This window comes from Rahnella victoriana, assembly GCF_004330295.1.
Taxonomy (GTDB): domain Bacteria; phylum Pseudomonadota; class Gammaproteobacteria; order Enterobacterales; family Enterobacteriaceae; genus Rahnella; species Rahnella victoriana.
The window spans coordinates 146,336-171,696 of the sequence record NZ_SJOJ01000010.1 but is presented as its reverse complement, the minus strand read 5'-3'; the positions used below and the strand labels follow the sequence as shown (position 1 = coordinate 171,696).

Here is a 25,361-nt window from a genome sequence, read left to right as displayed (position 1 = left end):
TCCCGGATGACGTCAGAGCTGATTAAATCTTACGGAGACCGGCATGGCGTTAATCTGGTTACGGCCATTGTTTTTCGACAGATACAGGGCTTCATCGGCGGCGCTCACGATATCGGACTGATCTTCAATGCCCGGATCCTGATCCGGCATATAGGTCGCAATCCCCTGACTGATGGTCACGCGGTTGAACTCGCTGAAACTGTGTTTAATGCCCAGCGATTCAATCGATTCCATGATGTGCTGTGCCACAATCCACGCGCCTTTCAAATCGGTGTCCGGCAGAATGGCGGCAAATTCTTCGCCACCAAAACGGGTCACCACGTCGGTACTACGTTTGAGAGATCGCCGTAACGTACGGGCGACCAGACGCAGACAGGCATCGCCGGAAAGATGGCCGTAATGATCGTTAAAATGCTTGAAGTAATCGATGTCGATCATCACCACGGTCAGCGGCGTCCGGTTACGTTTGGCGCGCATATATTCGTGGCTGAGCACCTTTTTAAACTCACGGCGGTTGGGCAGCTTGGTCAGCGAATCAGTGCGTGCCTGAATTTCCAGGCGGCGGTTGGCCTTCACCAGTTTCAGTTCCAGCAATTTGCGCTCATGCACGTCTTCGGCGGTGCCATACCAGCGTTGGATGGAACCGTCGGTCGCATAGCTCGCAGCGGCACGAATGCGCATCCAGTTCCAGCCACGATCGACATGGCAGAAACGGACTTCAATATCGAGTGGCGCACCGGTTTTCAGACATTGTTCCCAGGTCTGTACCGCTGCACGGCGGTCTTCGACATGCATGCTCTGGATCCACTTATCCGCCAGAATATCCTGTCGCGTCATGCCGGTGATCCGCTGAAAACGTGAACTCACGTCGTTGAGCATGCCGCGCGGATCCGCCGTCCATGGGATCTGCGGGTTCAGCTCGACCATATTGCGGTAGTGTTCCTGACTTTCACGCAGCGCCCGCTCCATCCGCTTGAGGCTGGTGATATCCGTCATCGCGACAGACAGGCCATTAAGTTGATTTTGCGCGTCATAAGCGGCTTTGATACGCACGAAGAACACCTGATTTTTTCCGGGTACGGAAAATTCGCGGTCGGGTGTCGTTTCGTTGCGCTGTGCCAGTTCCAGTGCGTTATTGAGCAGCGGAGAAAGCCCTGGCAGAAATACCCCGATTTTGCGGCCAATCGCTTCATAGGGTTGCAGGCCGATAATGTTTGCCATGGCATCATTGACCGTGACATAGCGCATCTGCAAATCAATGAAACACAGGCCCACCGGGGCATTGGAATAGATGTTTTCCAGCTGGAAAAGACGCTGACCGGGTGCCTGATCCAGACTGGTCAGGTTGCGGTCGATTCCACGGTATCCGCGAAAATTACCTTCGGCATCGAAGAGCGGAACGCCGCTGGTTTCGAGAATCACTTCCGTACCATCGGGGCGGATATTGCGATTTAACAGACCGCCAAAAGGCGCGCGACGTTCCACGATGGCGGCGAACTGTTCGCCGACCCGTTTTGCCTCATCAGGGGGCATAAAGTCAAAAGGGGTTTTTCCTAATACTTTTTCGGGCGGGACGCCCAGAAATTCGATGCACTTATTCGAGGAGAAAACATAACGCCCCTGCGTATCGACTTCCCAGATCCAGTCAGAATTGTTATCGATAATATCCCGCAGGCTGGCCATTTGCTGTAAAAGCAGTCCATCTGCTGATTCGAGTTTCATTTCATCTGACATGGCACTTCTCCGACTGGCAGGTCTTTACTCAACATCTGGCATTAAGATTTATATCTGAAAAGGATATATCACTGGCAATGTTTTCCAGACGGCAATAATACATGCCACGATAGGATTATTCCTACTTATAATTCAATAAACCTTTCTTGATAATATAAATAGTTATCCACGATAAGCAGCATAAAATTTTCCAGAGGGAATTGTTCTATGCACTTTGTCACCCTGATTTCACCTAAAGGCTATGTTGTACAGAATTCGCCTAAACTCCTATTAGGATAATTTTAATCGTTTTTGCTGCGGATTAAATAGAATATTCTGCGCCATCAGGAGGTTCTCATGGCACAGAAGTTTGCATAATGGTTAAATTAATTTAATCGTTTGATAACGTCTGTGGCCGTATTGCACCGTCTCTCACCAGTTCGCGCGGCAGACTGTTTTTTATCCGGCTGCCGATACGTTTGGCGATCCCCAGTGGCTGATTGAGCCACGTCACCAGACATTCATCGGCGGGCGGAGCCGTTTCCGGATAAATATCCACCCCGCGCAACCAGTTTTGCGCCAGCTCGTCATCGATTTCAAAACGGTTTTTAGCCTGCGGATCGCTGAACGCCACCACGGCTTCATGCTGCCAGCGGAAGCCTTTTGGAAAACGCTCTGCCAGCCTGACGCCGATGCGTGAGAAACGTACTTTACCGAACAAAGGTTCCAGTACAGCAGGGAACAACCAGATCTCTTTGTCACGTTGCCAGATCGTGTACTGCTTCGCGGGCCATGACAGTCCGGACTGACCGGCAGCGGCGATGATTTCCGCGCTGTCCTGACGGGAAAGCGGAGAGAATGGGAAACGGCCCACTTTATATCCCGGTACCGGCAATCGCGGAACGGAATTCGTTTTACGAAAACGGGCAACGAAGAAGCCTTCGCTATCATAAACCTGAGGAAAAACGTGCAGATAGCCTTCCGGGGTGACGGCTTTCTGCGCACCGGCGAACAGGTCTGCCAGCGATTCCGTTTCTACTGCATCAGCATAGGTTTCAAGCAGCCACTGGCAGACTTGCTGATTCTCCTGCGCGTTCAGGGTGCAGGTGGAATAAACCAGCACGCCGCCGGGTTTGAGGGCATGAAATGCACTGTCGATCAGTTCGCGCTGGGTTGCGGCGATTTCCGTCACGCTGTTTTCAGACCAGTTACTCATGGCATCAGGATCTTTGCGGATAACGCCTTCGCCTGAGCAGGGCGCATCCAGCAAAATAGCATCAAAGGTTTCCGGCAGTGCGGCACCAAATACGCGCCCGTCAAAGTGCGTCAGCGCCGTGTTGCTGACGCCACAGCGGCTGATATTGGCATGCAGCACTTTGACACGGCTGGCGGAATACTCATTGGCGACGATGCCGCCCCGGTTTTCCATCAGTGCGGCAATTTGCGTGGTTTTGGAACCCGGTGCGGCCGCGACATCCATCACCAGCGCCGGTTGCGTATCATGCGCAAATAACGCGGTAACCGGCAGCATCGAACTGGCTTCCTGAATGTAGAACAGCCCCGCCAGATGCGACAGGGCATTACCCAGACGTGATTCATCCAGCGCATGGCGGTTGATCCAGAAACCTTCGGCACACCACGGTACCGGTTCTAAATCCCACTGATAACGGCTGGCAAGTGCCAGGAAATCATCCACGCTGATTTTCAGGGTGTTGACCCGCAGGCTGGGACGAAGAGGGCGCTGACAGGCTGCAATAAAATCATCCATGCTCAGGCTGGCAGGCATGATGGCGCGGGTCGCGTCCAGAAAAGCGGCGGGTAATTTATCAGCAAAACTGCTGGCAGGAGTGAGCTTTGACAAGAGTGCGGTTCCAGAACTGAATAAGTTTTCTGTCGCGGAGTTTAGCATATTTACCTGCCGCAATAGGATGTTCCCTCGCGGGCTGGCAATGAAAAGGCCACCCGAAGGTGGCCCCGATAAAAACAATACCGGTTAATTTCTCGGAATTGCCGTTCCCCATTTCTGCCAGTCTTTTGGCGCTTCCGGATTGAGCAGGAAATGGTTGCCGTTGGCGGCTTTCGGTGCCAGTGGCGTGGTCGGTGGCGTCGCGAAGGCGATACCGCCGCGGATAAACTGCTGGAACGTCCCGCTTTTGAACACCCCACCGGTCAGGCCAAACTGCAGGTCATAACCGGATGCCAGCCAGAACACCGAGTTTTCGCGGACCAGATACTGGTATTTCTTGCTGATCCGCAGAGTCACGTTAACGCGGTCGGCCATCGCACCCAGGTAGAAGCCTGACACCGTGCCGACTTCAATGCCACGGAACAGCACCGGAGTGCCGATCTGCAGTGAACCGACTTCAGCCGCATCCACGACAATGCCCAGTCCGTCGGTGTAGCGGGAATCGGTGATAGTGGATTCCTGCAAATCGAAATTCCGCGCCGGGACACCTTTGCCCGCCTCAACGTTGATGTAAGGCTGCAGCAGCGTTTCCAGATTGCTGACGCCGCCGGCTGAAATCTCAGGCGAGACAATGGAGAACCGCGAACCGCGACGGGCGAAATTATCCACGTATTCCGGATACAGCACGGCTTTGGCGGATACCTGATTCAGTTGCGGATCCAGTTTCAGCGATTCAACCTGACCAATCGTGATACCCAGATAACGGATTGGCATACCGGCAGAAAGCTTGCTGGCGTCATAAGTGTTCAGTGTGATCTGACTGCCGACAGCCCGCGCCGAGGTTTCTGAATCATACAGAACCCGCTTCGCCCCCTTGCTGGTGGTGACGCCTTCCAGGTTATCGAAGCTGATGGCGCCTTTCAGCGCACGATCCAGCGGAGAGGCCTGAACGGTCAGTCCGCTGCCGTTTAACTGTACTTTTGCGCCACCCTCTGCCCAGAAAATACTCTTGTCGCTGAGCAGGTTACGGTATTGCGGCTGGATATAAACATCCACTTCAAACTCGTTCGCTTTAGGACGCACGTTGACAATCTGTCCTACCTGGAATTTGCGGTAGAGCACCACAGAACCCGCCTGCACATCTGGCAGGCTTTTGGCTGTCAGCGTCAGGGTGGCGCCGGGCTGGTCGCCCTGAATGCCTTCTGCCGCTTTTTCCGCATTACTGTAAAGCGGGTATTTCTGCGCAGGTGCGCCTTTGCTGCCGGGAATAATGCGGATACCGCCATCTACCCATTCCTGCGCGCTGGCCCCCAGCACTTCCATGCCATCAACACCCAGTTTCACGTCAACGCGGCTGTTAACCACGAACTTACTGTCTTTGTGCAGCAGGTTTTTGTATTCCGGTTTGATGGCGGCATTGAACAGAATGCCTTCATCGGTCAGGGTCCGGTCAATCACCGTACCGACGTTAATACCGTAAAGCTTGATTGGCTGTCCCGCATCAATGCCATAGCTTTGCGGTGCAATCAGCTGGACTTTAACGGCACCGGGGTTTTGCAAAAGCCGCTGGTTACTGTCGAGGACCACAAAGTGTTTTTGGGGTTCGCCGTCGCCCGGGATCAGTTCAAGGGTGTTGCCGGTCAGCAACTGGCTGAGGTTGGCATTATCGAGACTGATTTTCGGGCTGTTCATTTCGATGCGCGTACCGTCGCGCATCATATCGAGCACGGAGGGATCGACCGTCAGCTTGCCGGTGACTTTATTATCCGGCTGTAAGGTGACTTTGGTCAGCGTGCCGACCTGCAGCCCCTGATAGAGCAGCGGCGTCTGTCCTTCGGACAATCCGTTGCCGTTTGGCAGATCCAGCGTGATTTCAACGCCGCGCTGGCTTTGTGCCAGATCGGGATACAGCACGTAAGACTGATCGGCTTTGGCCGGTTTTCCGTCATTCGGGGAGTCCATCGCCACTGCGCCGTTGACCAGCGCGGCGAGGCTTTCCATCTGCACTTTGGCTCCGCTCAGGCTGAAATCGCCCTTGAAACCGGACACATTCCAGAAGCGCGTGTTGTCCTTAACCAGACCGGCGAAACGTTTGTCGATCAGCAAATCAATGGTGACGCCGTCGTTACCGCTTTCAATGTCGTAATCGTAAACTTTACCGATCGGGATTTTACGGTAATACACCAGCGAGCCGGTGCTGAGTGAGCCCAGATCTTTTGCGTGCAGATGAATCATCAGTTCGCCGGTATTCAGGCGGAATTTAGGCTGAGTATCGAGGGCGGTGAAATGATTTTTCTCGTTGCCCGGACCGGGCATCATGCCGATGTAGTTACCGCCTACCAGCGCATCCAGACCGGAAACCCCGGCCAGTGACGCCTTCGGCGTGACCAGCCAGAACTGTGTCCCGTCGCGCAGTGCATCTGATAAATCACTTTTGATACTGACTTTCACCTGAATAGTGCGCAGGTCTTTCGTCAGGCTGATGGATTCCACGGTGCCGACTTCTACGCCCTGATAGCGTACAGGTGTCCGGCCCGCAACAATGCCCGCTGCCGACTGGAAATCAATCGTGACAGTGGTTCCGCGTTCCTGATAGTTGCTGTAAATCAGCCATCCGGCGATGAGTAAAGCAATAAACGGCAGAAGCCAGAAAGGCGAAATCCGGCGCCTGTGTTTTATCCGTGCTTCAGTCGGTGTATTCGGCGTTTCCTGTTGCATGTGCATCCCAAATCAAGCGGCTATCAAGCCATTCAACGGCAAGAATGGTCAGGATCACGGCAGAGCCAAAGTAAAAGGCAGCCGGTCCCATTGTAAAAGACAAAAGCTGGTCACGGTTTACCAGCGACATCATTAATGAAATAACAAATAAATCGAGCATCGACCAGCGTCCGATCCAGGTGACCAGCCGGAGTAAACGGATACGCGTTTTCAGTCCCTGAATCGCTTTGAAATGAATACTGAGCAACAGCGTCAGCATCACAATGACTTTGGTAAAAGGCACCAGCACGCTGGCGATAAACACAATCGCCGCAATCGGTACGTTCCCGGACGTGGCGAGGGAAACAACGCCGGAAAATATGGTGTCCTTCAGTTGCTGCCCGTTGGCGTAAATGATGGAAATCGGCAGCAAATTGGCGGGAATGAGAAACATGATTGCCGCGATCAATGCCGCCCAGGTTTTTTGCAGACTGTGTTTGTAGCGTAGTCGCATGGGGACATGACAGCGAGGACAACGATCGCGCTCATCCGGCAAACCGGTGAATTTACAGGCGAGGCACAGACGCAGTGATGACGGTACGCCCTTCGGCTGGCGCTGCGGATAAAACTCTTCCCACAGTTGTTCAATATTCAGATTAATCATCGTCAGCGTGACCATCACGGTCATCATCAGATAGGCCGCCAGCGCCATACCGGCATTGATATCGGCATATTCTTTGACCTTGATGCTGGCGACGGCCATGCCGATCAGATAGATATCGAGCATTACCCAGTCTTTCAGGCGATCAAGCATCAGCAACACGGGTTTGAGATTCATCCCCAGTTTGTGGCCAAAATGCAGATAAAGAATGGAAACCGCCAGTGTCAGTGGCGCACCGATGGTACAAAACGCCACCATGCTTGCGGTGACCGGATCGCCCTGACGCGACATCTGCCAGATGCCTTCGAGCAGGCTGGCATCGATACGCGTGCCGAGAAGACGGATGCTGATCAGCGGTTCGGTATAGGCGAATGGCATCAGCAACAAAATACTGATGGCCATCGTGATCAGCCGGGGCAGGGAGCAGACCTTGCCTTTCTCCACTTTGGCGTTACAACGCGGGCAATGCGCTGTCTGCGTCCGTTTCAGCGCCGGGAGCGTGAAAAGGTAATCGCATTCATTGCATCGCTGGTAACGAACGTGCGGTAACTGGGCTGATATTGTGTGTATTTTCATAGTACCTGGAATAGTAAAGAATACCTGTTGTTACAATTACGCATCCCCGTCAGGGGTCAGGCGAGGCCATCAGGCCAAGATCAGCCAGGTTTTTTTGACAAAATAACGTATTATGCGGTCGGCAAACAGTTATTGTAGGTGAGTCTTTTTGATGTCACACAGGATTAACCTTGTTCATATGGGCATTTAATGCTTATTTTATAGAGGTTAAGCACAACAGAACGGCTCAGTGCCCTTAGGTTATTATTGGTTACTATGAATAAAGAAGCATTCTACACGGAATTAAAACGTGATTTGAACGCGTTGATCGCCGGAGAAAACAATTTCATTGCGACTCTGTCGAACGCAAGTGCCTTACTTTATGAGCGTCTTGAAGGCGTGAACTGGGTAGGTTTTTATCTGATGGACGGCACAACGCTGGTGCTGGGGCCATTCCAGGGTAAAATTGCCTGCGTGCGTATTCCGGTAGGAAAAGGCGTCTGCGGTACTGCAGTAGCGGAAAACACCGTACAGCGTGTAGGGGATGTTCATGCCTTCCCGGGGCATATCGCCTGTGACGCAGCAAGTAATGCTGAAATTGTGTTGCCGGTGACGGTAAATGGCACAGTGATCGGCGTATTAGACATTGATAGCACCGTTTATCAACGCTTCGATGAAGCTGATGAACAGGGGCTGACAGAGTTGGTCAGCGGGCTTTGCCAGCATCTCGAACACTGCGATGCTAAAAATATGTCAATCTGATCGTAAGTTGATCGTCGGATAACGTGGCATTTAATAACGGCGTCATTATAATGACGCCTGTTCATGCCTGCGCCGGTTGGCAAACCCGTTGTAATCAGGAAATTTCATGGAAAATCAACCTAAGTTGAACAGTAGTAAAGAAGTCATCGCCTTTTTGGCTGAGCGGTTCCCGCTCTGTTTTACCGCCGAAGGCGAAGCACGCCCATTAAAGATCGGTATCTTTGCGGATTTGGTCGAACGCGTGCAAGGTGAAGAGAATCTGAGCAAAACTCAGTTACGCTCTGCTCTGCGTCTGTATACCTCAAGCTGGCGCTATCTGTACGGCGTTAAAGTTGGCGCGGAACGCGTTGACCTTGATGGTAATTCATGTGGCGTTCTCGAAGAGCAGCACGTAGAACATGCCCGTAAACAGTTGGAAGAAGCGAAAGCCCGTGTTCAGGCACAACGTGCAGAACAACAGGCTAAACGTCGTGAAGCCGGTGAAACCACTGAGCCACGTCGTCCACGTCCGGCCGCTAAAAAACCTGCGCCGCGTCGTGAAAATGCGCCCGCAGCTGTGGCTGGTCAGGAAAATCGCAAACCACGTACACCTCGCCCACCGCGTGAGGAAAAACGTGAACCGCGTCAGGTGCCAGTAACAGACATTTCAAAACTGCAAATTGGCCAGGAAATCAAAGTCAGAGCAGGTAAGAGTGCGATGGATGCAACCGTATTGGAAATTGCCAAAGACGGTGTTCGCGTTCAACTCTCTTCGGGTCTGGCGATGATTGTACGCGCAGAACATTTGCAGTTCTGATACGGAGGCCAACTCAGGCATGAACAAATTTGTCAGATTAAGCGTTATTGCGGGTCTGTTAATGGCGGGAGCAGGGCTGGTGAATACCAGCTTTGCAGCGAACGAGAGTACACCGGTGACTCTCGCTCAACTTCCTGACTTAACGCAAGATCCGCAGGATGCAACGGTGAGCGAGCGTGTCACTGCTCGTTTTACCCGTTCGCATTATCGTCAGTTCGACCTTAATGCAGATTTCTCAGCGAAAATCTTCGACCGTTACCTCAACATGCTCGATTATGGCCATAACGTATTAATGGCTTCCGATGTTGCACAATTTACTGATAAACGTGCCACGTTGGGGGAGGAACTGAAATCCGGTCAGTTAACCACACCTTATGCCTTATTCAATCTGGCGCAGAAACGCCGCTTTGAACGCTATGATTATGCGTTGAAAGTGCTTGAGCGCCCGATGGATTTCACCGGCAATGACACCATTGAACTTGATCGCAGTAAATCACCGTGGCCGAAAGACCGCGCTGAGCTGGATAAATTGTGGGATGCGAAAGTCAAATATGACGAGCTGAACCTCAAACTGACCGGCAAAAACGATCAGGAAATTCGTGATGTGCTGTCCAAGCGTTATCATTTTGCGATGAAGCGCCTGACACAAAGCAACAGCGAAGATGTTTTCCAGCTGGTCATGAATGCCTTCGCGCATGAAATTGACCCGCACACTAACTATCTTTCCCCGCGCAGCACTGAGCAGTTTAATACCGAAATGAGCCTGTCTCTGGAAGGTATTGGTGCGGTCCTGCAGGGTGACGACGATTATACCGTTATCAACTCGATGGTAGCTGGCGGCCCGGCGGCCAAAAGCAAAGCCATTGCAGTGGGTGATCGTATTGTCGGCGTCGGCCAGGTTCAGGCTGGCAAGCAGACCCCTATTGTTGATGTGATTGGCTGGCGTCTCGACGATGTGGTGGCGTTAATCAAAGGGCCGAAAGGCAGTAAAGTCCGCTTGCAGATCTTGCCCGCGGGTAAAAATGCCAAGAACCATGTGATTACGCTGACCCGCGAGAAGATTCGTCTGGAAGACCGCGCCGTCAAGATGACCATTAAAAATGTAGGTGCCCAGAAAGTTGCAGTGATGGACATTCCTGGCTTCTATGTCGGTCTGACCGATGACGTCAAAGTTCAGTTGCAGAAAATGGCCAAGCAGAACGTTAACAGTCTGGTTATCGATCTGCGGACCAACGGCGGTGGCGCACTGACAGAAGCGGTTTCTCTGTCTGGTCTGTTTATCCCAAGTGGTCCGGTGGTTCAGGTTCGTGACAACAACGGCCGCATCCGTCAGGACAGCGATACCGATGGTGTCGTTTATTACAAAGGCCCGCTGGTGGTGTTGGTTGACCGTTTCAGTGCCTCTGCATCTGAAATCTTTGCCGCAGCCATGCAGGATTATGGCCGTGCGCTGATTGTCGGTGAACCGACCTTCGGGAAAGGTACCGTTCAGCAGTACCGCTCACTGAACCGTATTTACGACCAGATGCTGCGTCCTGAGTGGCCTGCTCTCGGTTCTGTGCAATACACTATCCAGAAGTTCTATCGTATCAACGGTGGCAGTACTCAGCGTAAAGGCGTAACGCCTGATATCCTGATGCCAACCGGTATCGAATCGATTGAAACCGGCGAGAAGTTCGAAGATAACGCCCTTCCGTGGGATAGCATTAACGCGGCCACTTACACCAGATTAGGCGACATGAAACCGTTCCTGCCTGAACTGTTGAAAGCGCACGAAGCCCGTATTGCGCAAGATCCTGAATTCCAGTACATCCAGGAAGATATCGCCCGTTACAAGGCGCTGAAAGACAAACGTAACATCGCTTCTCTTAATTACATGCAACGTGATAAAGAAGATAAAGAAGATGATGCACTGCGTCTTAATCGCCTGAATGAACGCTTCAAGCGTGAAGGCAAGAAGCCACTGAAATCTCTCGACGATCTGCCGAAAGATTACGTTGCTCCGGATCCTTACCTTGATGAAGCTGACCATATTGCTGTCGATCTGGGCAAGCTGGAAAAGTCTCAGGCTGATCAGGCCCCGGCGAAATAATCCTTGTGAAAGTCACACTGAAAGCGCACTCCGGTGCGCTTTTTTTTGTCCTGAATTTAGGGGGATTGTCGATATTTCAGGCCTGTCTGTGAAATCAAACACTTCAAAATGTAAAGTATTGTGAATTAAGGCCTTCAGAACGCATGGGCTCTTGAATCCTGATAAGAAGCCCATAGGATCAGTACAACCGTGCGTGCTATGTGCCGGTGGTATGACTCTGCTAATAACAACGAAGTAACAATGAGGAAGTAAAATTTTATGATGCGTATAGCGTTGTTCCTGCTGACTAACCTGGCCGTTATGCTGGTATTCGGGCTGGTGCTTAGCCTGACTGGCATTCAGCACAGCAGCGTGCCGGGGCTGATGATCATGGCCGGGCTGTTTGGCTTCGGTGGTGCAATTGTTTCATTGCTGATGTCGAAATGGATGGCGTTACGCTCAGTGGGTGGTGAAGTCATTGAGCAGCCGCGTAATGAAACTGAGCGCTGGTTGATGAACACCGTACGTCGCCAGTCTCAGCAGGCAGGTATTGCGATGCCGCAGGTGGCGATTTACCACGCACCCGATATTAATGCGTTCGCCACGGGCGCGCGCCGCGACGCCTCACTGGTGGCCGTCAGTACCGGTTTGCTGCAAAGCATGAGTCAGGATGAAGCCGAGGCGGTTATCGCCCACGAAATCAGCCATATTGCTAACGGCGATATGGTGACGATGACGCTGATTCAGGGCATCGTGAACACCTTCGTGATTTTCATTTCACGTATTATTGCGCAGGTGGCTTCCGGGTTCCTTTCCGGTAACCGTGATGGCGAAGAAAGTAACGGTAACCCGATGATTTATTTTGCTGTAGCGACCGTGCTGGAACTGGTTTTCGGTATCCTCGCCAGCATCATTACGATGTGGTTCTCGCGTCACCGTGAGTTCCATGCGGATGCGGGTTCAGCAAAACTGGTGGGCCGTGAGAAAATGATTGCTGCGTTGCAGCGCCTGAAAACCAGCCATGAACCGCAGGAAGCGGGCAGCATGATGGCGTTTTGCATCAACGGCAAATCGAAATCATTCAGCGAGCTGTTTATGTCTCACCCGCCGCTGGATAAACGTATCGAAGCGCTGCGCAGTGGTGCTTACATTAAGTAATTCGCTTGTGCGATACACACAAAAGCCCGGCTATTTTGCCGGGCTTTTTCATATCAGGATTTCAGGTTTTCAGCCTCTTTCTGACTGCTGGTCTTCTGGGTCATCCTCAGCAAACTGACTAATGCTCCGGTCCCCGCCAGCGTGCCGGCAAGGATCAGCGAGGCGTGGGTGCCGTGCTGCGGGAACAGGTTAAACATCAGTGCCACCATCGCCGCACCGGTTGTCTGACCTAAAAGACGGGCGGTGCCCAGCAGTCCGCTCGCGCCGCCACTGCGGTTGCGCGGGGCTGAACTGATGATCGTATGGTTGTTTGGCGACTGGAATAAGCCGAAGCCTGCGCCGCACAGCAACATGCGCCAGATGATATTCAGATGCGAAGGTTCCGGCGGCAGTAACGACAGGGAAAAGAGGCCGAAGGAAAAGACCACCAGACCAATGCCACCGAGCATTCCCGGATGGAAACGCTCGACCAGACGTCCCGCTATCGGAGCCATCACCATGGTTGCCAGCGGCCACGGCGTCAGCAGAAGTCCGGTATCTACGGAATTCAGTCCCAGCGTATTTTGCAGGAAGAAGGGCAGCGAAACGAAGGCCAGCATCTGAGCACTGAAAGAACACAGCGAGGTTCCCAGAGACATGCTGAAAATCGGGATGCGCAACAAATCGATCGGCAGCAACGGGAAGGGCTGCGAAAGCTGCCGGCGCACGAAGAACCAGCCGATGACCAGCAGGGCAATCACTTCACCCAGTATCAGCAGGTGGTTCTGGCCTTGTGCAAAGCCGCTGATGGCGCTGATCAGCAGGCCGAACGTCAGGGCATTCATCACGCTGCTGACAATATCAAAGCGTTGTCCCTGACTGCGCGTCGAGTTAGCGGGTAAAAACTTCAGGCCAAGGATCAGCGCCACAATACCGATAGGGACATTAATGGCGAACAGCCATTGCCATGAGGCAACGGACAGAATACCGGCCGCAATTGTCGGACCTGCCGCCGCAGAGACTGCCACAATCAGCGCGTTGATGCCGACACCGCGACCCAGGAAACGTTGCGGGTAAATAATGCGTATCAGCGCCGTATTCACGCTCATGATCGCCGCCGCCCCGAAACCCTGTAACACGCGGGCTACGGTCAGCGTCATCAGGGAATCCGACAGGGCGCAGAACAGAGAGGTAATACTGAACACCAGTAAACCGGTCTGGTAAATCCGCCGGTAGCCGAATATGTCACCGAGCGAAGCCAGTGAAAGCAGCGAGATGGTGATCGCCAGCTGATAGGCGTTCACTACCCAGATGGAGGTTGCCGGGCTGGCATGGAAATCATTGGCAATCGTCGGCAGCGCCACGTTCGCGATCGCGCCATCCAGTACGGAAACGGTGATACCCAGCGCAATCGCCAGAATGGCACCGTATCGTTGCGGTATAGGAAGTCCGTCAGTCGGTGTTGAAGTCATGAGTTATGTCAGTACGTAGTCATCAGTGAGGGGAATATTACTACGCTAATCAACCTAAAGTGACAATTGTCACATGATGAAATGAATTTTATCTCTCTCTCGCAGGAATGAAACTGGCTTAACAGTTCTTACATTCTCAATCAATGGGTTGATTGCTTCTCAGCGATGCTTGCCACTATAATAAAAACCACGTTCTATTTTTTTTGAAACAAAACTAACGCGAGCAGGTAACTCACCCTATGGCTATCGCAGATCTTGATAAGCAACCCGATTCCGTTTCCTCTGTCCTGAAAGTGTTCGGTATTTTACAGGCACTGGGCGAAGAGCGTGAGATTGGTATTACAGAACTTTCTCAGCGCGTAATGATGTCTAAAAGCACGGTGTACCGTTTTCTTCAGACGATGAAATCGCTGGGTTATGTGGCACAGGAAGGGGAGTCAGAGAAATATTCCCTGACGCTAAAGTTGTTCGAACTGGGAGCCAGGGCGCTGCAAAACGTCGATCTGATCCGCAGTGCCGATATTCAGATGCGCGAACTGTCCCGCCTGACCCGCGAAACGATCCACCTGGGTGCGCTGGATGAAGACGGGATTGTCTACATTCATAAAATCGATTCCATGTACAACTTACGCATGCACTCGCGTATCGGTCGCCGCAACCCGTTGCATACCACCGCGATTGGTAAAGTGCTGCTGGCCTGGGGCGATAAAGCGGAAGTCAGTGCGTTGTTGCAGGAAATTGAGTTCACCCGCAGCACTGAAAACACCATCATGAATGCCGCCGATTTACAGACAGCGTTGGATCAGGTGCGTGCGCAGGGTTACGGTGAAGATAATGAAGAGCAGGAGCAGGGACTGCGTTGCATTGCGGTGCCGGTATTCGACCGCTTTGGCGTGGTGATTGCCGGTCTGAGCATTTCATTCCCGACCATTCGTTTCTCCGAAGAAAGCAAAAGTCACTACGTGGAAATGCTGCATACCGCCGCACGGAATATTTCAGAGCAAATCGGTTTTCACGATTATCCGTTCTGAATAAAACGGCCGTTTCAGATATAAAAAAAACCGAAGCCACTGGCTTCGGTTTTTTGTTTATCAGGGTCCGGACTTAACGGTGAGCCAGCTCAGCCGTTTCCTCAGAATCCATCACGGTTTTGTCGGTTTGTTTCAGTAACTGGCTGGTGATCGTCCCGGCAGTCATTGAACCGCTGACATTCAGCGCAGTACGGCCCATATCAATCAGTGGCTCGACCGAAATCAGCAGGGCAACCAATGTCACCGGCAGCCCCATAGCAGGCAGAACGATCAGCGCGGCGAAGGTTGCGCCACCGCCCACACCCGCAACGCCGGCAGAGCTCAGGGTAACGATACCCACTAAGGTAGCAATCCACACCGGATCAAACGGGTTGATGCCCACCGTCGGTGCAACCATCACTGCCAGCATCGTCGGATACAGACCCGCACAACCATTCTGACCAATTGTTGCGCCGAAAGAGGCCGCAAAGCTGGCGATAGATTCCGGAATACCCAGACGACGAGTCTGCGCTTCCACGCTCAGCGGGATCGTTGCGGCACTGGAACGACTGGTGAACGCAAAGGTCAGCACCGGCCAGACTTTACGGAAGAATTTCGCCGGGTTCACGCCGGTGAAAGACAACAGCACTGCGTGAATGACAAACATAATCGCCAGACCCAGGTAAGACGCGACAACGAAGCTGCCGAGCTTAATGATGTCCTGAATGTTCGAACCTGCGACCACTTTGGTCATCAGCGCCAGCACGCCGTACGGGGTCAGTTTCATGATCAGACGTACCAGCTTCATCACCCAGGCCTGAAGGGTATCAATGAAGGCCAGAACACGCGGGCCTTTTTCAGCATCGTCTTTTACCAGTTGCAGGGCAGCGACACCCACAAAGGCAGCAAAAATCACCACGCTGATGATTGACGTCGGGCTTGCGCCGGTCAGATCAGCAAACGGGTTCTTAGGAATAAAGGAAAGGATCAGCTGCGGAACGCTCAGGTCAGCCACTTTGCCGACATAGTTGGACTGAATCGCGGTCAGTCGTGCCGTTTCCTGCGTACCTTGTACCAGCCCGTCAGCGGTCAGGCCGAACAGACCCGTGACGAAGATACCCACCAGAGAGGCAATCAGCGTAGTGAACAGCAGGGTGCCGATGGTCAGGAAGCTGATTTTGCCCAGAGACGACGCGTTATGCAGTTTCGCTACTGCACTCAAAATCGACACGAAGACCAGCGGCATGACGATCATTTGCAGCAACTGAACGTAGCCATTACCGACAATATTGAACCATGTGATTGAGGTTTTCAGAACCGGGTCATCTGAACCGTAAATCAGCTGTAATGCCAGGCCAAAGACGACGCCCATCGCCAGACCCAGAAGGACTTTTTTTGCCAGACTCCATTGCTTATGGCGGGTTTGCGCCAGCAGCAACAGCAGGACCACGAAAGCCACTACGTTTAGAACGAGCGGAAGATTCATACCAGACTCCAGTCTTATAATTTTGATAAACGAAACGGGTGTTTCCGGAAAGGATTGCACCATCCCAAAGCAATGCGGTGAAGAATATCAGTTTGGGAGCCTGAGTATTTATATCCAAAAGGAATTCATTATAACTTTTTGGTGGTATTTGTATAAATTACATCCGATGCGGGCGTATTTTGTTCACGTCAGATGAACAGTTTCAGAATGTGATTAAAAAAGTCCGGATTGATTGCACCAATGATGGGCGTCCAGTCTGGCCAGAAAAGCGTTAAACCGACCAGCAATAAGCAGAGCGTTCTTTCCAGCTGGTTGCCTTTCTGGCTGTTAATCAGCGGCAAACGGAAACGCCAGCGGCAGGGCCAGAGCAACGGTACACCCGCAGGCGTCAGCATATCAGCCAGAATGTGACTCAGATACCCTATGATCATGGCGTGGAATGCATCGGCTGGGATCACCCAGTCGTGGGGGAAATGGGTACGCAGCAGGAAAATACCGCCTGCCACTGCCAGCAAACTGTGGGTAAATCCTCGGTGACCGAAAGCGCGGGCGATAGGTGTGGAAAGCCATTTGAGCCGCTGACCCAGTACGGATTTCGGATGGTCGATATCAGGTAACAGACAGGTGAGCAAAGACCCTGGAATGATGTGCCACCAGTCACCATGCGCCAGTTCGGGAGAAAGCTGTGCCTTTTTAGCAAATACTGCACAGGCTATTGAGAAAATGAGATGGCCTTCCGCCGTCATGACGCGTCCGAACTGGATAACTGTTATTTTATCCAGTATAAGTGAAACTGTCACAATCTTGGAAGAGCGACCCTGTAACTAATTGTCAACGGCATGATAAAAAAGAAAAAGGCGTATATAAATACGCCTTAATCATGTCACTTATCTTGTTGCTACCGTGCCAGCCACCCGCCATCGACAGCAATAGTGTAGCCATTCACATAATCCGACGCTTTTGACGCCAGGAAGACCACCGGCCCCATGACATCTTCCGGCAATCCCCAGCGTCCGGCCGGGATCCTGTCGAGGATTTCTTTGCTGCGATCTCCATCAGCACGTAACTGCTCGGTGTTATTCGTGGCCATGTATCCCGGAGCAATCGCATTCACATTCACGTTGTGCTTCGCCCATTCATTGGCCATCAGTCGTGTCAGACCCATGACGGCGCTTTTGGATGCGGTATAGGAAGGCACGCGGATCCCGCCCTGATAGGACAACATGGAAGCGATATTGATGATTTTGCCGCCGTTGCCCTGTTTGATGAATTGCTTCGCCACGGCCTGTGACATAAAGAACAACGTTTTGCTGTTCACATTCATCACATCGTCCCAGTTTTTCTCGCTGAATTCGATGGCATCTTCACGACGGATAATCCCGGCGTTATTAATCAGAATATCGATATGACCAAATTCCCCGACCGCTTTCTCAATCAGATCAGGAATGCCGTTGATACTACTCAAATCCGCCCGCAGGTCGAGAAAACGACGGCCCAGCGCGGTGACTTTCTTTTCGGTGTCTTCCGGTGCGGAGACGTTAACGCCGACGATATCACATCCCGCCTGCGCAAGGCCGAGCGCCATGCCCTGACCCAGTCCGGTATTGCATCCGGTTACGATGGCGACTTTGCCGCTTAATTCAAAGGAATTGAGGATCATATTCAGAGTCTCTTTTGCCACGGCACATTCGCCATAAAGATGAGTCGCTCTGCCGGTTAAGGCAGAGCGCGGGGGGTTAGCGCAGTTCGCTGACTTTGACGTGATCCATGTCGTCGAATACCTGATTTTCACCGACCATACCCCAGATAAAGGTATAGTTTTTAGTGCCCACGCCAGCATGAATCGACCAGCTTGGGGAGATAACAGCCTGTTCGTTATGCACCAGCAAGTGACGGGTTTCCTGTGGTTGCCCCATCATGTGGAACACTGCTGTTTCCGCTTCCATATTGAAGTAGAAATACACTTCCATACGGCGTTCATGGGTATGGCAAGGCATGGTGTTCCACAGGCTGCCTTCTTCCAGTTTGGTCAGCCCCATGGTCAGCTGGCAGGTTTCCAGCACGTCAGGCACGATGAATTTATTGATGGTCCGGCGGTTGCTGGTCGCAGCGTCGCCGATAGTTTGCGGAGAGGCTTCCGCCAGGGTGATTTTTTTGTTCGGGAAAGTGGTATGCGCCGGGGCGCTGTTGTAATAGAACTTCGCCGGTTTGGCCGCATCTACACTGCTGAATTCGACCTGTTTCGCCCCTTTACCGACATACAACGCTTCTTCATGACCGATTTCATAGGTTGTGCCATCAACCACAATCAGGCCCGGTCCGCCAATATTAATGACGCCCAGCTCACGCCGTTCCAGAAAATAGCTCACACCGAGTTGCTTACCGACTTCATCGCCTACGGTGACCGTTTTTTCAGCAGGCATGACACCGCCGACAATAATGCGGTCAATGTGGCTGTAGGTCATGGTGTAGGCATTTTTTTCAAAGATTTTCTCAATGAGAAATTCACGGCGTAATTCAGCGGTATCAAGCGTTTTAGCGTGGTCGCTGTGGATGCTTTGACGAACTTGCATGTCGGTGCCTCTCATAGATTGACAATATTAAGGAGGACTTACCGGGCTAGTCTGACCGTTGCGTGGCAGTGACAGCGTACAGAAGCAGGAGAGCTCCCGGCTCGTCCTTGTTGCAGGAATCATAGGTTCATTGGCATACGAATTCAATAAAAATGAAATAACGTTTTATTTATTTTATGAGTCAGTTCAAGCTTTACGAAATTAAACGTCGCCTGGAAAATGATGGCAGGGGAAATGCGTGAGGAACGGGAAGGAAAGTGCGGAAGGTGCGCAGCAACGCCCGCTGCTGCGCATTCCATTCAACTGATATGCGCCGGACGCAATTCTTCGAGAGAAGACAGTTTGACATCGGCCAGTGCCCAGCGGGGATCGGCGCTGTATTCATGGTCAGGCACCACCACCGAACGCATGCGTGCGGCTTTGGTGGCGATCATGCCATTAAAGGAATCTTCCAGCGTGACGCAGTTCAGAGGATCAACCTGCAATTGCCCGGCTGCGAGCAGATAGACTTCCGGATGAGGCTTGCTGTACGGCAGATTCTCGGCAGAGACACGGACCTGAAAATAGGATTGCAGGTTAAACATTTCCAGCACGGTATCGAGCATATAAAGCGGTGAAGCAGAAGCGAGACCAATCTTCAGCCCCTGATCACGGCAAAGCTCAAGGGCATGGTTCACGCCTGGCAGCAGAGGGCGGGTTTGTTCCACCAGTTCAATGGTCCGGGCAATGATCCGTGAAGAGACCTCCTCAAGACCCGGCCCCTGCCAAGGCAGCGCCTGATACCACATCCTGACCACCTGATCGATGCGCAAACCCAGCGTATCCGGTAACAAATGTCGCTGGGAAATATCCACGCCCAGACTACTGAAAACATCCAGTTCGGCCTGAACCCATAACCGTTCAGAATCAATTAACAGACCATCCATATCAAAAATTGCTGCATTAACAGGGCGGACATAAGCCATGAAAGCGGACTCCCTTACAATAAATTGAAACCCACTCTACCATTGGCTGTCAGGCAGGTGAAACCCGTTGTGAACGGGGGCGCGTTGCCTGTTGTGGGGATACCGGTACGCTAACTGATTAAAACATTGGGCGGGAAAACCTTTCTGTGGGTAAACTTAGCAGTTGCTTCAGGCATCCTAACAAGGGGAATTCATGACGTACCAACAAGCCGGACGTGTGGCAGTGATTAAACGAATTGCAGGATGGATCATTTTTATCCCTGCGCTGCTTTCTACGCTGATTTCATTGCTGACTTTTATCAATGAGCATACTAAAACCGAACAGGGCATCAACGCCGTCATGCTGGATTTCGTCCATGTGATGGTGGATATGGTCAAATTTAATACTTCGTTTCTCAATGTCTTTTGGTACAACTCACCGGTGCCGGCTTTAGGCCAGGGCGTTACTACCGCCAACATCATGTTTTTCATTATTTACTGGCTGATTTTTGTGGGGCTGGCGTTGCAGGCGTCTGGCGCGAGAATGTCCCGTCAGGTGAAACACATCCGTGAAGGTATTCAGGATCAGCTGATCCTGGAGCAGGCGAAAGGCACGGAAGGGCGCACCCGTCCGCAAATTGAAGAACGTATCGTGATACCGCGACACACCATTTTGGTACAGTATTTCCCGCTCTATATTTTGCCGATTATCATTGCGGTTATTGGCTATTTCATTCTGAAATTATTAGGTTTAATCGCCTGATCAATAAGGCCAGAATATTGATATGTTCTGGCCTTATTTGTCTTATCGCGAAAGCCTCCTTTCGGCTAACTGATATCTTCGTGCAACAGTCTTTCCACTGCACGTTGCGCGACGACAAGATGCTGACCTCCAAATAAATTACTGCGGTTAAGCAAATAATATAACTGGTAGACCGCTTGCCTCGAAATGAAGTCATCAGGGAGCGGCGTCTTACTCTGATAACCGTCATATAATTGCGGGGGGACATTGGGATATAACGGCAGCATCGCCAGATCACATTCCCGATCACCCCAGTAACACGCCGGGTCGAAAATGACCGGTCCCTCCCCGGATAATCCGCAGTTATGTGGCCACAAATCGCCGTGCAAAAGTGAAGGCTGGGGCTGATGGTTTTGCAGTCGGGCATGAACCATGGCGGTGATATCTTCAATGCTGCCGAACGTCATGCCTTTTTCCGCCGCCAGCTGCAGCTGCCAGCCAATGCGCTGCTCGGCGAAGAACGTGGCCCAGCGGCGTTGCCAGCTGTTGGGTTGCACAAGCGTTGCCAGTTCATTATCAAAATCCAGACCGAATTGCAGTTGCTCACTCCACTGATGCAGCGCGGCCAGTTGCTGGCCTAATACGAAAGCATTATGTGCATCGAGAGGTTTCAGCGGGATGTATTCGAGAAGCAGAAAACTGTAATCGCGATCGCTCCCCACGCCATACACTTCCGGCACCCTGACGCTCTGACTGCGGGCGAGCAGGGCGAGCTGATCGGCTTCCGCCGCAAAGATAGGCAGCATTTCGCGCGCATTGCATTTTACAAACACGTCCCTGTCGCCGTAGCTCAGCCGCCATGCCGGATGGATTTCCCCTCCGGGCAGCTCAACACGTTCGCGGATTTCAGCACTGCCAAGGTGTTCACTCAACAAACGATTGACGGCTTGCCACATGGTATTACCCCTTCTGACTGGCCCGATAATTCATTAAGTTAGCGTTTTTTCTGCTTCGAAAACCCGATCCGGCGCACGGCTGAATCAGATGATGATGTTAATTTATGCATTTTTTGGAATGACGAAATAGAAAGTGTAATCAGTGAATCACTTAATTTAGGAATATGTGACATCAAACGGGTTTTATAACCGGAATTGTCTTATCGACATGTTCCTAACCCCCTTGTTTAACAAAACAATAATAATAATAGACTAAAAATATATTCAGGTGTGGGAAGAAGATGTATATGCTACATCTCGTCCCAGTCGCGAGAGAGATAACGTGAAACCAAACATTCTTTATTTGATGGCCGCGCTATTGCTGGCGGGTTGCGCTAAAGAAACACCGGTTCAAAGTACGCATTTTCTGAATCCTTCGCCGCCACCTCAGCGGGAAACTTCATTAATGCATCCGGGGCCTTATGGTGATGTTATTCATCAGGCGGCAAATACTTACGGCGTCGACGAAACACTTGTTAAAGCAATCATTCAGGTCGAATCTGGATATAACCCAACCGTTGTCAGTAAATCGAATGCGATTGGGTTAATGCAGCTAAAGGCCTCAACGGCAGGACGCGATGCCTACCGGATGAAAGGACGTTATGGACAGCCGACACCGCGTGATTTAAAAGATCCGGCGGTAAATATTGACCTGGGTACGGCCTACCTGAGTATTTTACAACAGCAGCTGGCAGGTATTAACAACCCGGAAACCCGTCGTTATGCCACCACGCTGGCGTATGTGAACGGGGCAGGGGCACTGCTGAGAACGTTCGATAAAGACAAGACTTATGCGATTGCGAAAATCAATCTGATGACGCCAGCTGAGTTTTCTGCCCATGTGCAGAAAAAACACCCGGCGCCTCAGGCTCCACGTTATCTGTGGAAAGTGAACAATGCCTACCTCGCGATGCGGTAAGCATTGAGTTTTCCGCCAGCGGCTCAGGCTGCTGGCGGAAAGTTTTTAATAATCTCAATAATGCCGTTGATCACGAACTGAACGCCCATACACACCAGCAAAAATCCCATCAGACGCGAAATCGCTTCAATCCCGCTTTTCCCCACCAGTCGCATAATGGCACCCGAACTGCGCAGGGAAATCCATAAAATCAAACCGACCAAAAAGAAAATCATCACTGGCGCGACCGTAATGATCCAGCCGGGGAAATCAGACGTTCTGACCGTTGAGGCGCTGCTGATTATCATGGCAATGGTGCCCGGTCCCGCTGTGCTTGGCATGGCAAGAGGGACAAACGCAATGTTCGGTGAATCCTGTTTCTTCATTTCCGCCGTTTTGTTTTCGATCATGACTTTCTCTTCCACATGAGGCTGCGGGAAAAGCATTCTGAAACCGATAAACGTAACGATCAGACCGCCCGCGATGCGCAGGCCGGGAATGGAAATCCCGAACGTGTTCATCACCACCTGGCCGGCGTAGTAGGCCACCATCATGATGATGAAGACATACACAGAGGCCATCAGCGACTGATGGTTTCTTTCCTGTGTCGTCATATTCCCTGAAAGACCGAGCATCAGGGCTACGGTGGTCAGGGGATTTGCCAGCGGAAGCAGCACCACCAGACCTAATCCAAGTGCCTCAAATAATTGCCTGACTTCTGTCATATCCTTCCCTTTTTTTAAATGCTGCCCTGATTACCTTAACGTGTCCGGGGGATTACACGAAAAATATCCGCGTTTAGCAACACAGGTTGCTGGAAATTCGCACTTTACGAATGGTAAACTCATCGCCTGTTTTCACGTCGCATCCCGGTACAATTCTCTGATGTATACAGGGTGTCTATATTTGGCAAGGTAAAGCTAAATAGCGTGAATAACTACGTGAATTTAAACTCAAATATTTTTCTAGATGTGCTCTGTCGTGTGGGGCACCACTGTAGATTAAGGAATTAGCATGCCTGTCATTACTCTTCCTGATGGAAGCCAGCGCGTTTTTGATCGCCCCGTTTCTCCTCTTGATGTTGCCCTTGATATCGGTCCTGGTCTGGCGAAAGCCTGTATCGCCGGACGTGTTAACGGCGAACTTGTTGATGCTACCGATCTCATTGAGGTGGATGCACAACTGGCGATCATCACCGCGAAAGACGAAGCCGGTCTTGAAATTTTGCGTCACTCCTGTGCGCACCTTTTGGGTCATGCCATTAAACAACTGTGGCCAGACACCAAAATGGCAATCGGCCCGGTTATCGATAATGGCTTCTATTACGACGTCGATTTAGATCGCACGCTGACTCAGGAAGATATCGAACTGCTTGAAAAGCGCATGCACGAACTGGCTGAAAAGAATTACGACGTAATTAAAAAGAAAGTCAGCTGGCAGGAAGCACGCGATACCTTTGCAAGCCGTGGCGAAGAATACAAAGTGGCGATTCTGGATGAAAACATCAGTCATGATGATCGTCCGGGTCTGTATCACCACGAAGAATACGTCGATATGTGCCGCGGTCCGCACGTACCGAACATGCGTTTCTGCCATCATTTCAAACTGCAGAAAACCTCCGGTGCTTACTGGCGTGGCAACAGCGACAACAAAATGCTGCAACGTATTTACGGCACTGCGTGGGCGGATAAAAAGCAGCTGAATGCTTACATCCAGCGTCTGGAAGAAGCCGGTAAACGTGACCACCGTAAAATCGGTAAGCAGCTTGACCTGTACCACATGCAGGAAGAAGCGCCGGGTATGGTGTTCTGGCATAACGACGGCTGGACTATCTTCCGTGAACTGGAAGCCTTTGTACGCATGAAACTGAAGTCTTATGACTATCAGGAAGTTAAAGGTCCGTTCATGATGGACCGCGTACTGTGGGAAAAAACAGGTCACTGGGAAAACTACAAAGAAGCGATGTTCACCACGTCTTCTGAGAACCGTGAATATTGCATCAAGCCAATGAACTGTCCGGGCCATGTTCAGATCTTCAATCAGGGTCTGAAATCCTACCGTGACCTGCCATTGCGTATGGCGGAGTTCGGCAGCTGCCACCGTAATGAGCCATCCGGCGCATTGCACGGCCTGATGCGTGTTCGCGGCTTCACACAGGACGATGCGCACATCTTCTGTACTGAAGAGCAGGTGCGTGATGAAGTAAACAGCTGTATCCGCATGGTGTACGACATGTACAGCACTTTTGGCTTTGAAAAGATCGTGGTGAAATTGTCCACCCGTCCTGAGAAGCGCATCGGTACTGACGAAATGTGGACGCGTGCTGAGGATGACCTGGCCGCTGCGCTGACTGAAAACGACATTCCGTTCGAATATCAGCCAGGTGAAGGGGCGTTCTACGGTCCAAAAATTGAATTTACCTTGCATGATTGTTTGGATCGTGCGTGGCAGTGTGGTACCGTGCAGCTCGACTTTTCATTACCGGGTCGTTTGAACGCCTCTTATATTGGCGAAAGCAACGACCGTCAGGTACCGGTAATGATTCACCGTGCTATCCTGGGTTCAATGGAGCGCTTCATCGGTATTCTGACTGAAGAATACGCGGGCTTCTTCCCAACCTGGATGGCTCCGGTTCAGGTAGTGATCATGAACATCACTGATGCACAAGCTACCTATGTCGAAGAATTAACTAAAAAACTGCAAGATGCAGGCATTCGCGTTAAAGCCGACTTGAGAAATGAGAAGATTGGCTTTAAAATTCGCGAACACACGCTACGCCGTGTTCCTTACATGTTAGTTTGTGGCGATAAAGAGGTCGAAGCAGGCAAAGTTGCTGTTCGTACCCGCCGCGGCAAAGACCTGGGAAGCATGGATGTTAGCGAAGTCGTTGACAAACTGCTGGCGGAAATCCGCAGCAGAAGTCTTCATCAACTGGAGGAATAA

General features: G+C 51.6%; 20 protein-coding genes. 8 read left to right on the top strand and 12 right to left on the bottom strand.

What is annotated here, in order from left to right; all coding sequences use genetic code 11:
• Positions 1-12: 12 nt before the first annotated feature.
• From EYY67_RS10755 to yebS, 4 genes are all read right to left on the bottom strand, one after another.
• Positions 13-1,734 carry a sensor domain-containing diguanylate cyclase gene (locus EYY67_RS10755; RefSeq protein WP_131693481.1) on the bottom strand — a complete coding sequence of 574 codons (1,722 nt, stop codon included), beginning with the start codon at positions 1,732-1,734 and terminating at the stop codon, positions 13-15.
• 370 nt (positions 1,735-2,104) lie between these two features.
• On the bottom strand, positions 2,105-3,622 hold the full coding sequence (gene rsmF, locus EYY67_RS10750; RefSeq protein ID WP_131693480.1) for a 16S rRNA (cytosine(1407)-C(5))-methyltransferase RsmF: 1,518 nt from the start codon (positions 3,620-3,622) through the stop codon (positions 2,105-2,107).
• Positions 3,623-3,706: 84 nt separating this feature from the next.
• A complete protein-coding gene (locus EYY67_RS10745) occupies positions 3,707-6,337 on the bottom strand; it encodes a PqiB family protein (protein ID WP_119826323.1) in 2,631 nt (876 codons plus the stop codon).
• Entirely contained in the window at positions 6,306-7,553 is a 1,248-nt protein-coding gene (yebS, locus tag EYY67_RS10740) for a membrane integrity lipid transport subunit YebS (protein ID WP_095921418.1), read from the bottom strand. Before yebS ends, EYY67_RS10745 begins: the two co-directional genes overlap by 32 nt.
• 255 nt (positions 7,554-7,808) lie before the next feature.
• Between yebS and EYY67_RS10735 the strand changes: the two genes are divergently transcribed.
• From EYY67_RS10735 to htpX, 4 genes are all read left to right on the top strand, one after another.
• Positions 7,809-8,294 carry a GAF domain-containing protein gene (locus EYY67_RS10735; RefSeq protein ID WP_131693479.1) on the top strand — a complete coding sequence of 162 codons (486 nt, stop codon included), beginning with the start codon at positions 7,809-7,811 and terminating at the stop codon, positions 8,292-8,294.
• 106 nt (positions 8,295-8,400) lie between these two features.
• Positions 8,401-9,090 carry an RNA chaperone ProQ gene (gene proQ, locus EYY67_RS10730; RefSeq protein WP_015697850.1) on the top strand — a complete coding sequence of 230 codons (690 nt, stop codon included), beginning with the start codon at positions 8,401-8,403 and terminating at the stop codon, positions 9,088-9,090.
• 19 nt (positions 9,091-9,109) lie between these two features.
• The gene (gene prc, locus EYY67_RS10725) at positions 9,110-11,182 is read left to right on the top strand and encodes a carboxy terminal-processing peptidase (protein WP_119826319.1); all 2,073 of its coding nucleotides are present in this window, start codon (positions 9,110-9,112) and stop codon (positions 11,180-11,182) included.
• A 258-nt stretch (positions 11,183-11,440) separates the two neighbouring features.
• Positions 11,441-12,319, top strand: a complete 879-nt coding sequence (gene htpX, locus EYY67_RS10720) for a protease HtpX (protein WP_119826317.1) — start codon at positions 11,441-11,443, stop codon at positions 12,317-12,319.
• A 53-nt stretch (positions 12,320-12,372) separates the two neighbouring features.
• Here the strand turns inward: htpX and EYY67_RS10715 are convergent, their stop codons facing one another.
• Complete coding sequence (locus tag EYY67_RS10715) at positions 12,373-13,770, bottom strand: MFS transporter (protein ID WP_119826315.1); 1,398 nt, start codon at positions 13,768-13,770, stop codon at positions 12,373-12,375.
• A gap of 239 nt (positions 13,771-14,009) precedes the next feature.
• Between EYY67_RS10715 and kdgR the strand changes: the two genes are divergently transcribed.
• Positions 14,010-14,801 (top strand): DNA-binding transcriptional regulator KdgR, encoded by a 792-nt coding sequence (gene kdgR, locus EYY67_RS10710; protein WP_119826313.1) that lies wholly within the window; start codon positions 14,010-14,012, stop codon positions 14,799-14,801.
• Between the two features lie 73 nt (positions 14,802-14,874).
• Here kdgR and EYY67_RS10705 read toward each other — a convergent pair whose 3' ends face one another.
• The 5 genes from EYY67_RS10705 to hxpB form a co-directional block, all read right to left on the bottom strand.
• Entirely contained in the window at positions 14,875-16,266 is a 1,392-nt protein-coding gene (locus EYY67_RS10705) for an L-cystine transporter (protein ID WP_131693478.1), read from the bottom strand.
• A 188-nt stretch (positions 16,267-16,454) separates the two neighbouring features.
• The gene (locus EYY67_RS10700; protein WP_131693477.1) at positions 16,455-17,012 is read right to left on the bottom strand and encodes a metal-dependent hydrolase; all 558 of its coding nucleotides are present in this window, start codon (positions 17,010-17,012) and stop codon (positions 16,455-16,457) included.
• Between the two features lie 152 nt (positions 17,013-17,164).
• Positions 17,165-17,926 (bottom strand): 2-dehydro-3-deoxy-D-gluconate 5-dehydrogenase KduD, encoded by a 762-nt coding sequence (gene kduD / locus EYY67_RS10695; RefSeq protein ID WP_131693490.1) that lies wholly within the window; start codon positions 17,924-17,926, stop codon positions 17,165-17,167.
• Positions 17,927-18,002: 76 nt separating this feature from the next.
• Positions 18,003-18,839 carry a 5-dehydro-4-deoxy-D-glucuronate isomerase gene (kduI, locus tag EYY67_RS10690; RefSeq protein WP_119826307.1) on the bottom strand — a complete coding sequence of 279 codons (837 nt, stop codon included), beginning with the start codon at positions 18,837-18,839 and terminating at the stop codon, positions 18,003-18,005.
• Positions 18,840-19,138: 299 nt separating this feature from the next.
• Positions 19,139-19,804: a hexitol phosphatase HxpB gene (gene hxpB, locus EYY67_RS10685; RefSeq protein ID WP_095921428.1), complete on the bottom strand. Its 666-nt coding sequence runs from the start codon at positions 19,802-19,804 to the stop codon at positions 19,139-19,141.
• A 193-nt stretch (positions 19,805-19,997) separates the two neighbouring features.
• Here hxpB and EYY67_RS10680 point away from each other — a divergent pair, with 193 nt between their 5' ends.
• On the top strand, positions 19,998-20,546 hold the full coding sequence (locus EYY67_RS10680) for a YniB family protein (protein WP_119826305.1): 549 nt from the start codon (positions 19,998-20,000) through the stop codon (positions 20,544-20,546).
• Between the two features lie 65 nt (positions 20,547-20,611).
• Here EYY67_RS10680 and EYY67_RS10675 read toward each other — a convergent pair whose 3' ends face one another.
• Positions 20,612-21,481, bottom strand: a complete 870-nt coding sequence (locus tag EYY67_RS10675) for a fructosamine kinase family protein (RefSeq protein WP_095921430.1) — start codon at positions 21,479-21,481, stop codon at positions 20,612-20,614.
• A gap of 322 nt (positions 21,482-21,803) precedes the next feature.
• Between EYY67_RS10675 and EYY67_RS10670 the strand changes: the two genes are divergently transcribed.
• Complete coding sequence (locus EYY67_RS10670) at positions 21,804-22,439, top strand: transglycosylase SLT domain-containing protein (RefSeq protein ID WP_119826303.1); 636 nt, start codon at positions 21,804-21,806, stop codon at positions 22,437-22,439.
• Positions 22,440-22,462: 23 nt separating this feature from the next.
• On the opposite strand, the gene EYY67_RS10665 is transcribed toward EYY67_RS10670, so the two are convergent.
• Positions 22,463-23,143 carry a MarC family NAAT transporter gene (locus EYY67_RS10665; RefSeq protein WP_095921432.1) on the bottom strand — a complete coding sequence of 227 codons (681 nt, stop codon included), beginning with the start codon at positions 23,141-23,143 and terminating at the stop codon, positions 22,463-22,465.
• 289 nt (positions 23,144-23,432) lie between these two features.
• Between EYY67_RS10665 and thrS the strand changes: the two genes are divergently transcribed.
• Positions 23,433-25,361 carry a threonine--tRNA ligase gene (gene thrS, locus EYY67_RS10660; protein WP_095921433.1) on the top strand — a complete coding sequence of 643 codons (1,929 nt, stop codon included), beginning with the start codon at positions 23,433-23,435 and terminating at the stop codon, positions 25,359-25,361.

Coding starts and splice junctions, on each gene's coding strand:
- EYY67_RS10755 (WP_131693481.1), bottom strand. CDS start 1,734: ATGTCAGATGAAATGAAACTCGAATCAGCAGATGGACTGCTTTTACAG.
- rsmF (WP_131693480.1), bottom strand. CDS start 3,622: ATGCTAAACTCCGCGACAGAAAACTTATTCAGTTCTGGAACCGCACTC.
- EYY67_RS10745 (WP_119826323.1), bottom strand. CDS start 6,337: ATGCAACAGGAAACGCCGAATACACCGACTGAAGCACGGATAAAACAC.
- yebS (WP_095921418.1), bottom strand. CDS start 7,553: ATGAAAATACACACAATATCAGCCCAGTTACCGCACGTTCGTTACCAG.
- EYY67_RS10735 (WP_131693479.1), top strand. CDS start 7,809: ATGAATAAAGAAGCATTCTACACGGAATTAAAACGTGATTTGAACGCG.
- proQ (WP_015697850.1), top strand. CDS start 8,401: ATGGAAAATCAACCTAAGTTGAACAGTAGTAAAGAAGTCATCGCCTTT.
- prc (WP_119826319.1), top strand. CDS start 9,110: ATGAACAAATTTGTCAGATTAAGCGTTATTGCGGGTCTGTTAATGGCG.
- htpX (WP_119826317.1), top strand. CDS start 11,441: ATGATGCGTATAGCGTTGTTCCTGCTGACTAACCTGGCCGTTATGCTG.
- EYY67_RS10715 (WP_119826315.1), bottom strand. CDS start 13,770: ATGACTTCAACACCGACTGACGGACTTCCTATACCGCAACGATACGGT.
- kdgR (WP_119826313.1), top strand. CDS start 14,010: ATGGCTATCGCAGATCTTGATAAGCAACCCGATTCCGTTTCCTCTGTC.
- EYY67_RS10705 (WP_131693478.1), bottom strand. CDS start 16,266: ATGAATCTTCCGCTCGTTCTAAACGTAGTGGCTTTCGTGGTCCTGCTG.
- EYY67_RS10700 (WP_131693477.1), bottom strand. CDS start 17,012: ATGACGGCGGAAGGCCATCTCATTTTCTCAATAGCCTGTGCAGTATTT.
- kduD (WP_131693490.1), bottom strand. CDS start 17,926: ATGATCCTCAATTCCTTTGAATTAAGCGGCAAAGTCGCCATCGTAACC.
- kduI (WP_119826307.1), bottom strand. CDS start 18,839: ATGCAAGTTCGTCAAAGCATCCACAGCGACCACGCTAAAACGCTTGAT.
- hxpB (WP_095921428.1), bottom strand. CDS start 19,804: ATGGCTTATGTCCGCCCTGTTAATGCAGCAATTTTTGATATGGATGGT.
- EYY67_RS10680 (WP_119826305.1), top strand. CDS start 19,998: ATGACGTACCAACAAGCCGGACGTGTGGCAGTGATTAAACGAATTGCA.
- EYY67_RS10675 (WP_095921430.1), bottom strand. CDS start 21,481: ATGTGGCAAGCCGTCAATCGTTTGTTGAGTGAACACCTTGGCAGTGCT.
- EYY67_RS10665 (WP_095921432.1), bottom strand. CDS start 23,143: ATGACAGAAGTCAGGCAATTATTTGAGGCACTTGGATTAGGTCTGGTG.
- thrS (WP_095921433.1), top strand. CDS start 23,433: ATGCCTGTCATTACTCTTCCTGATGGAAGCCAGCGCGTTTTTGATCGC.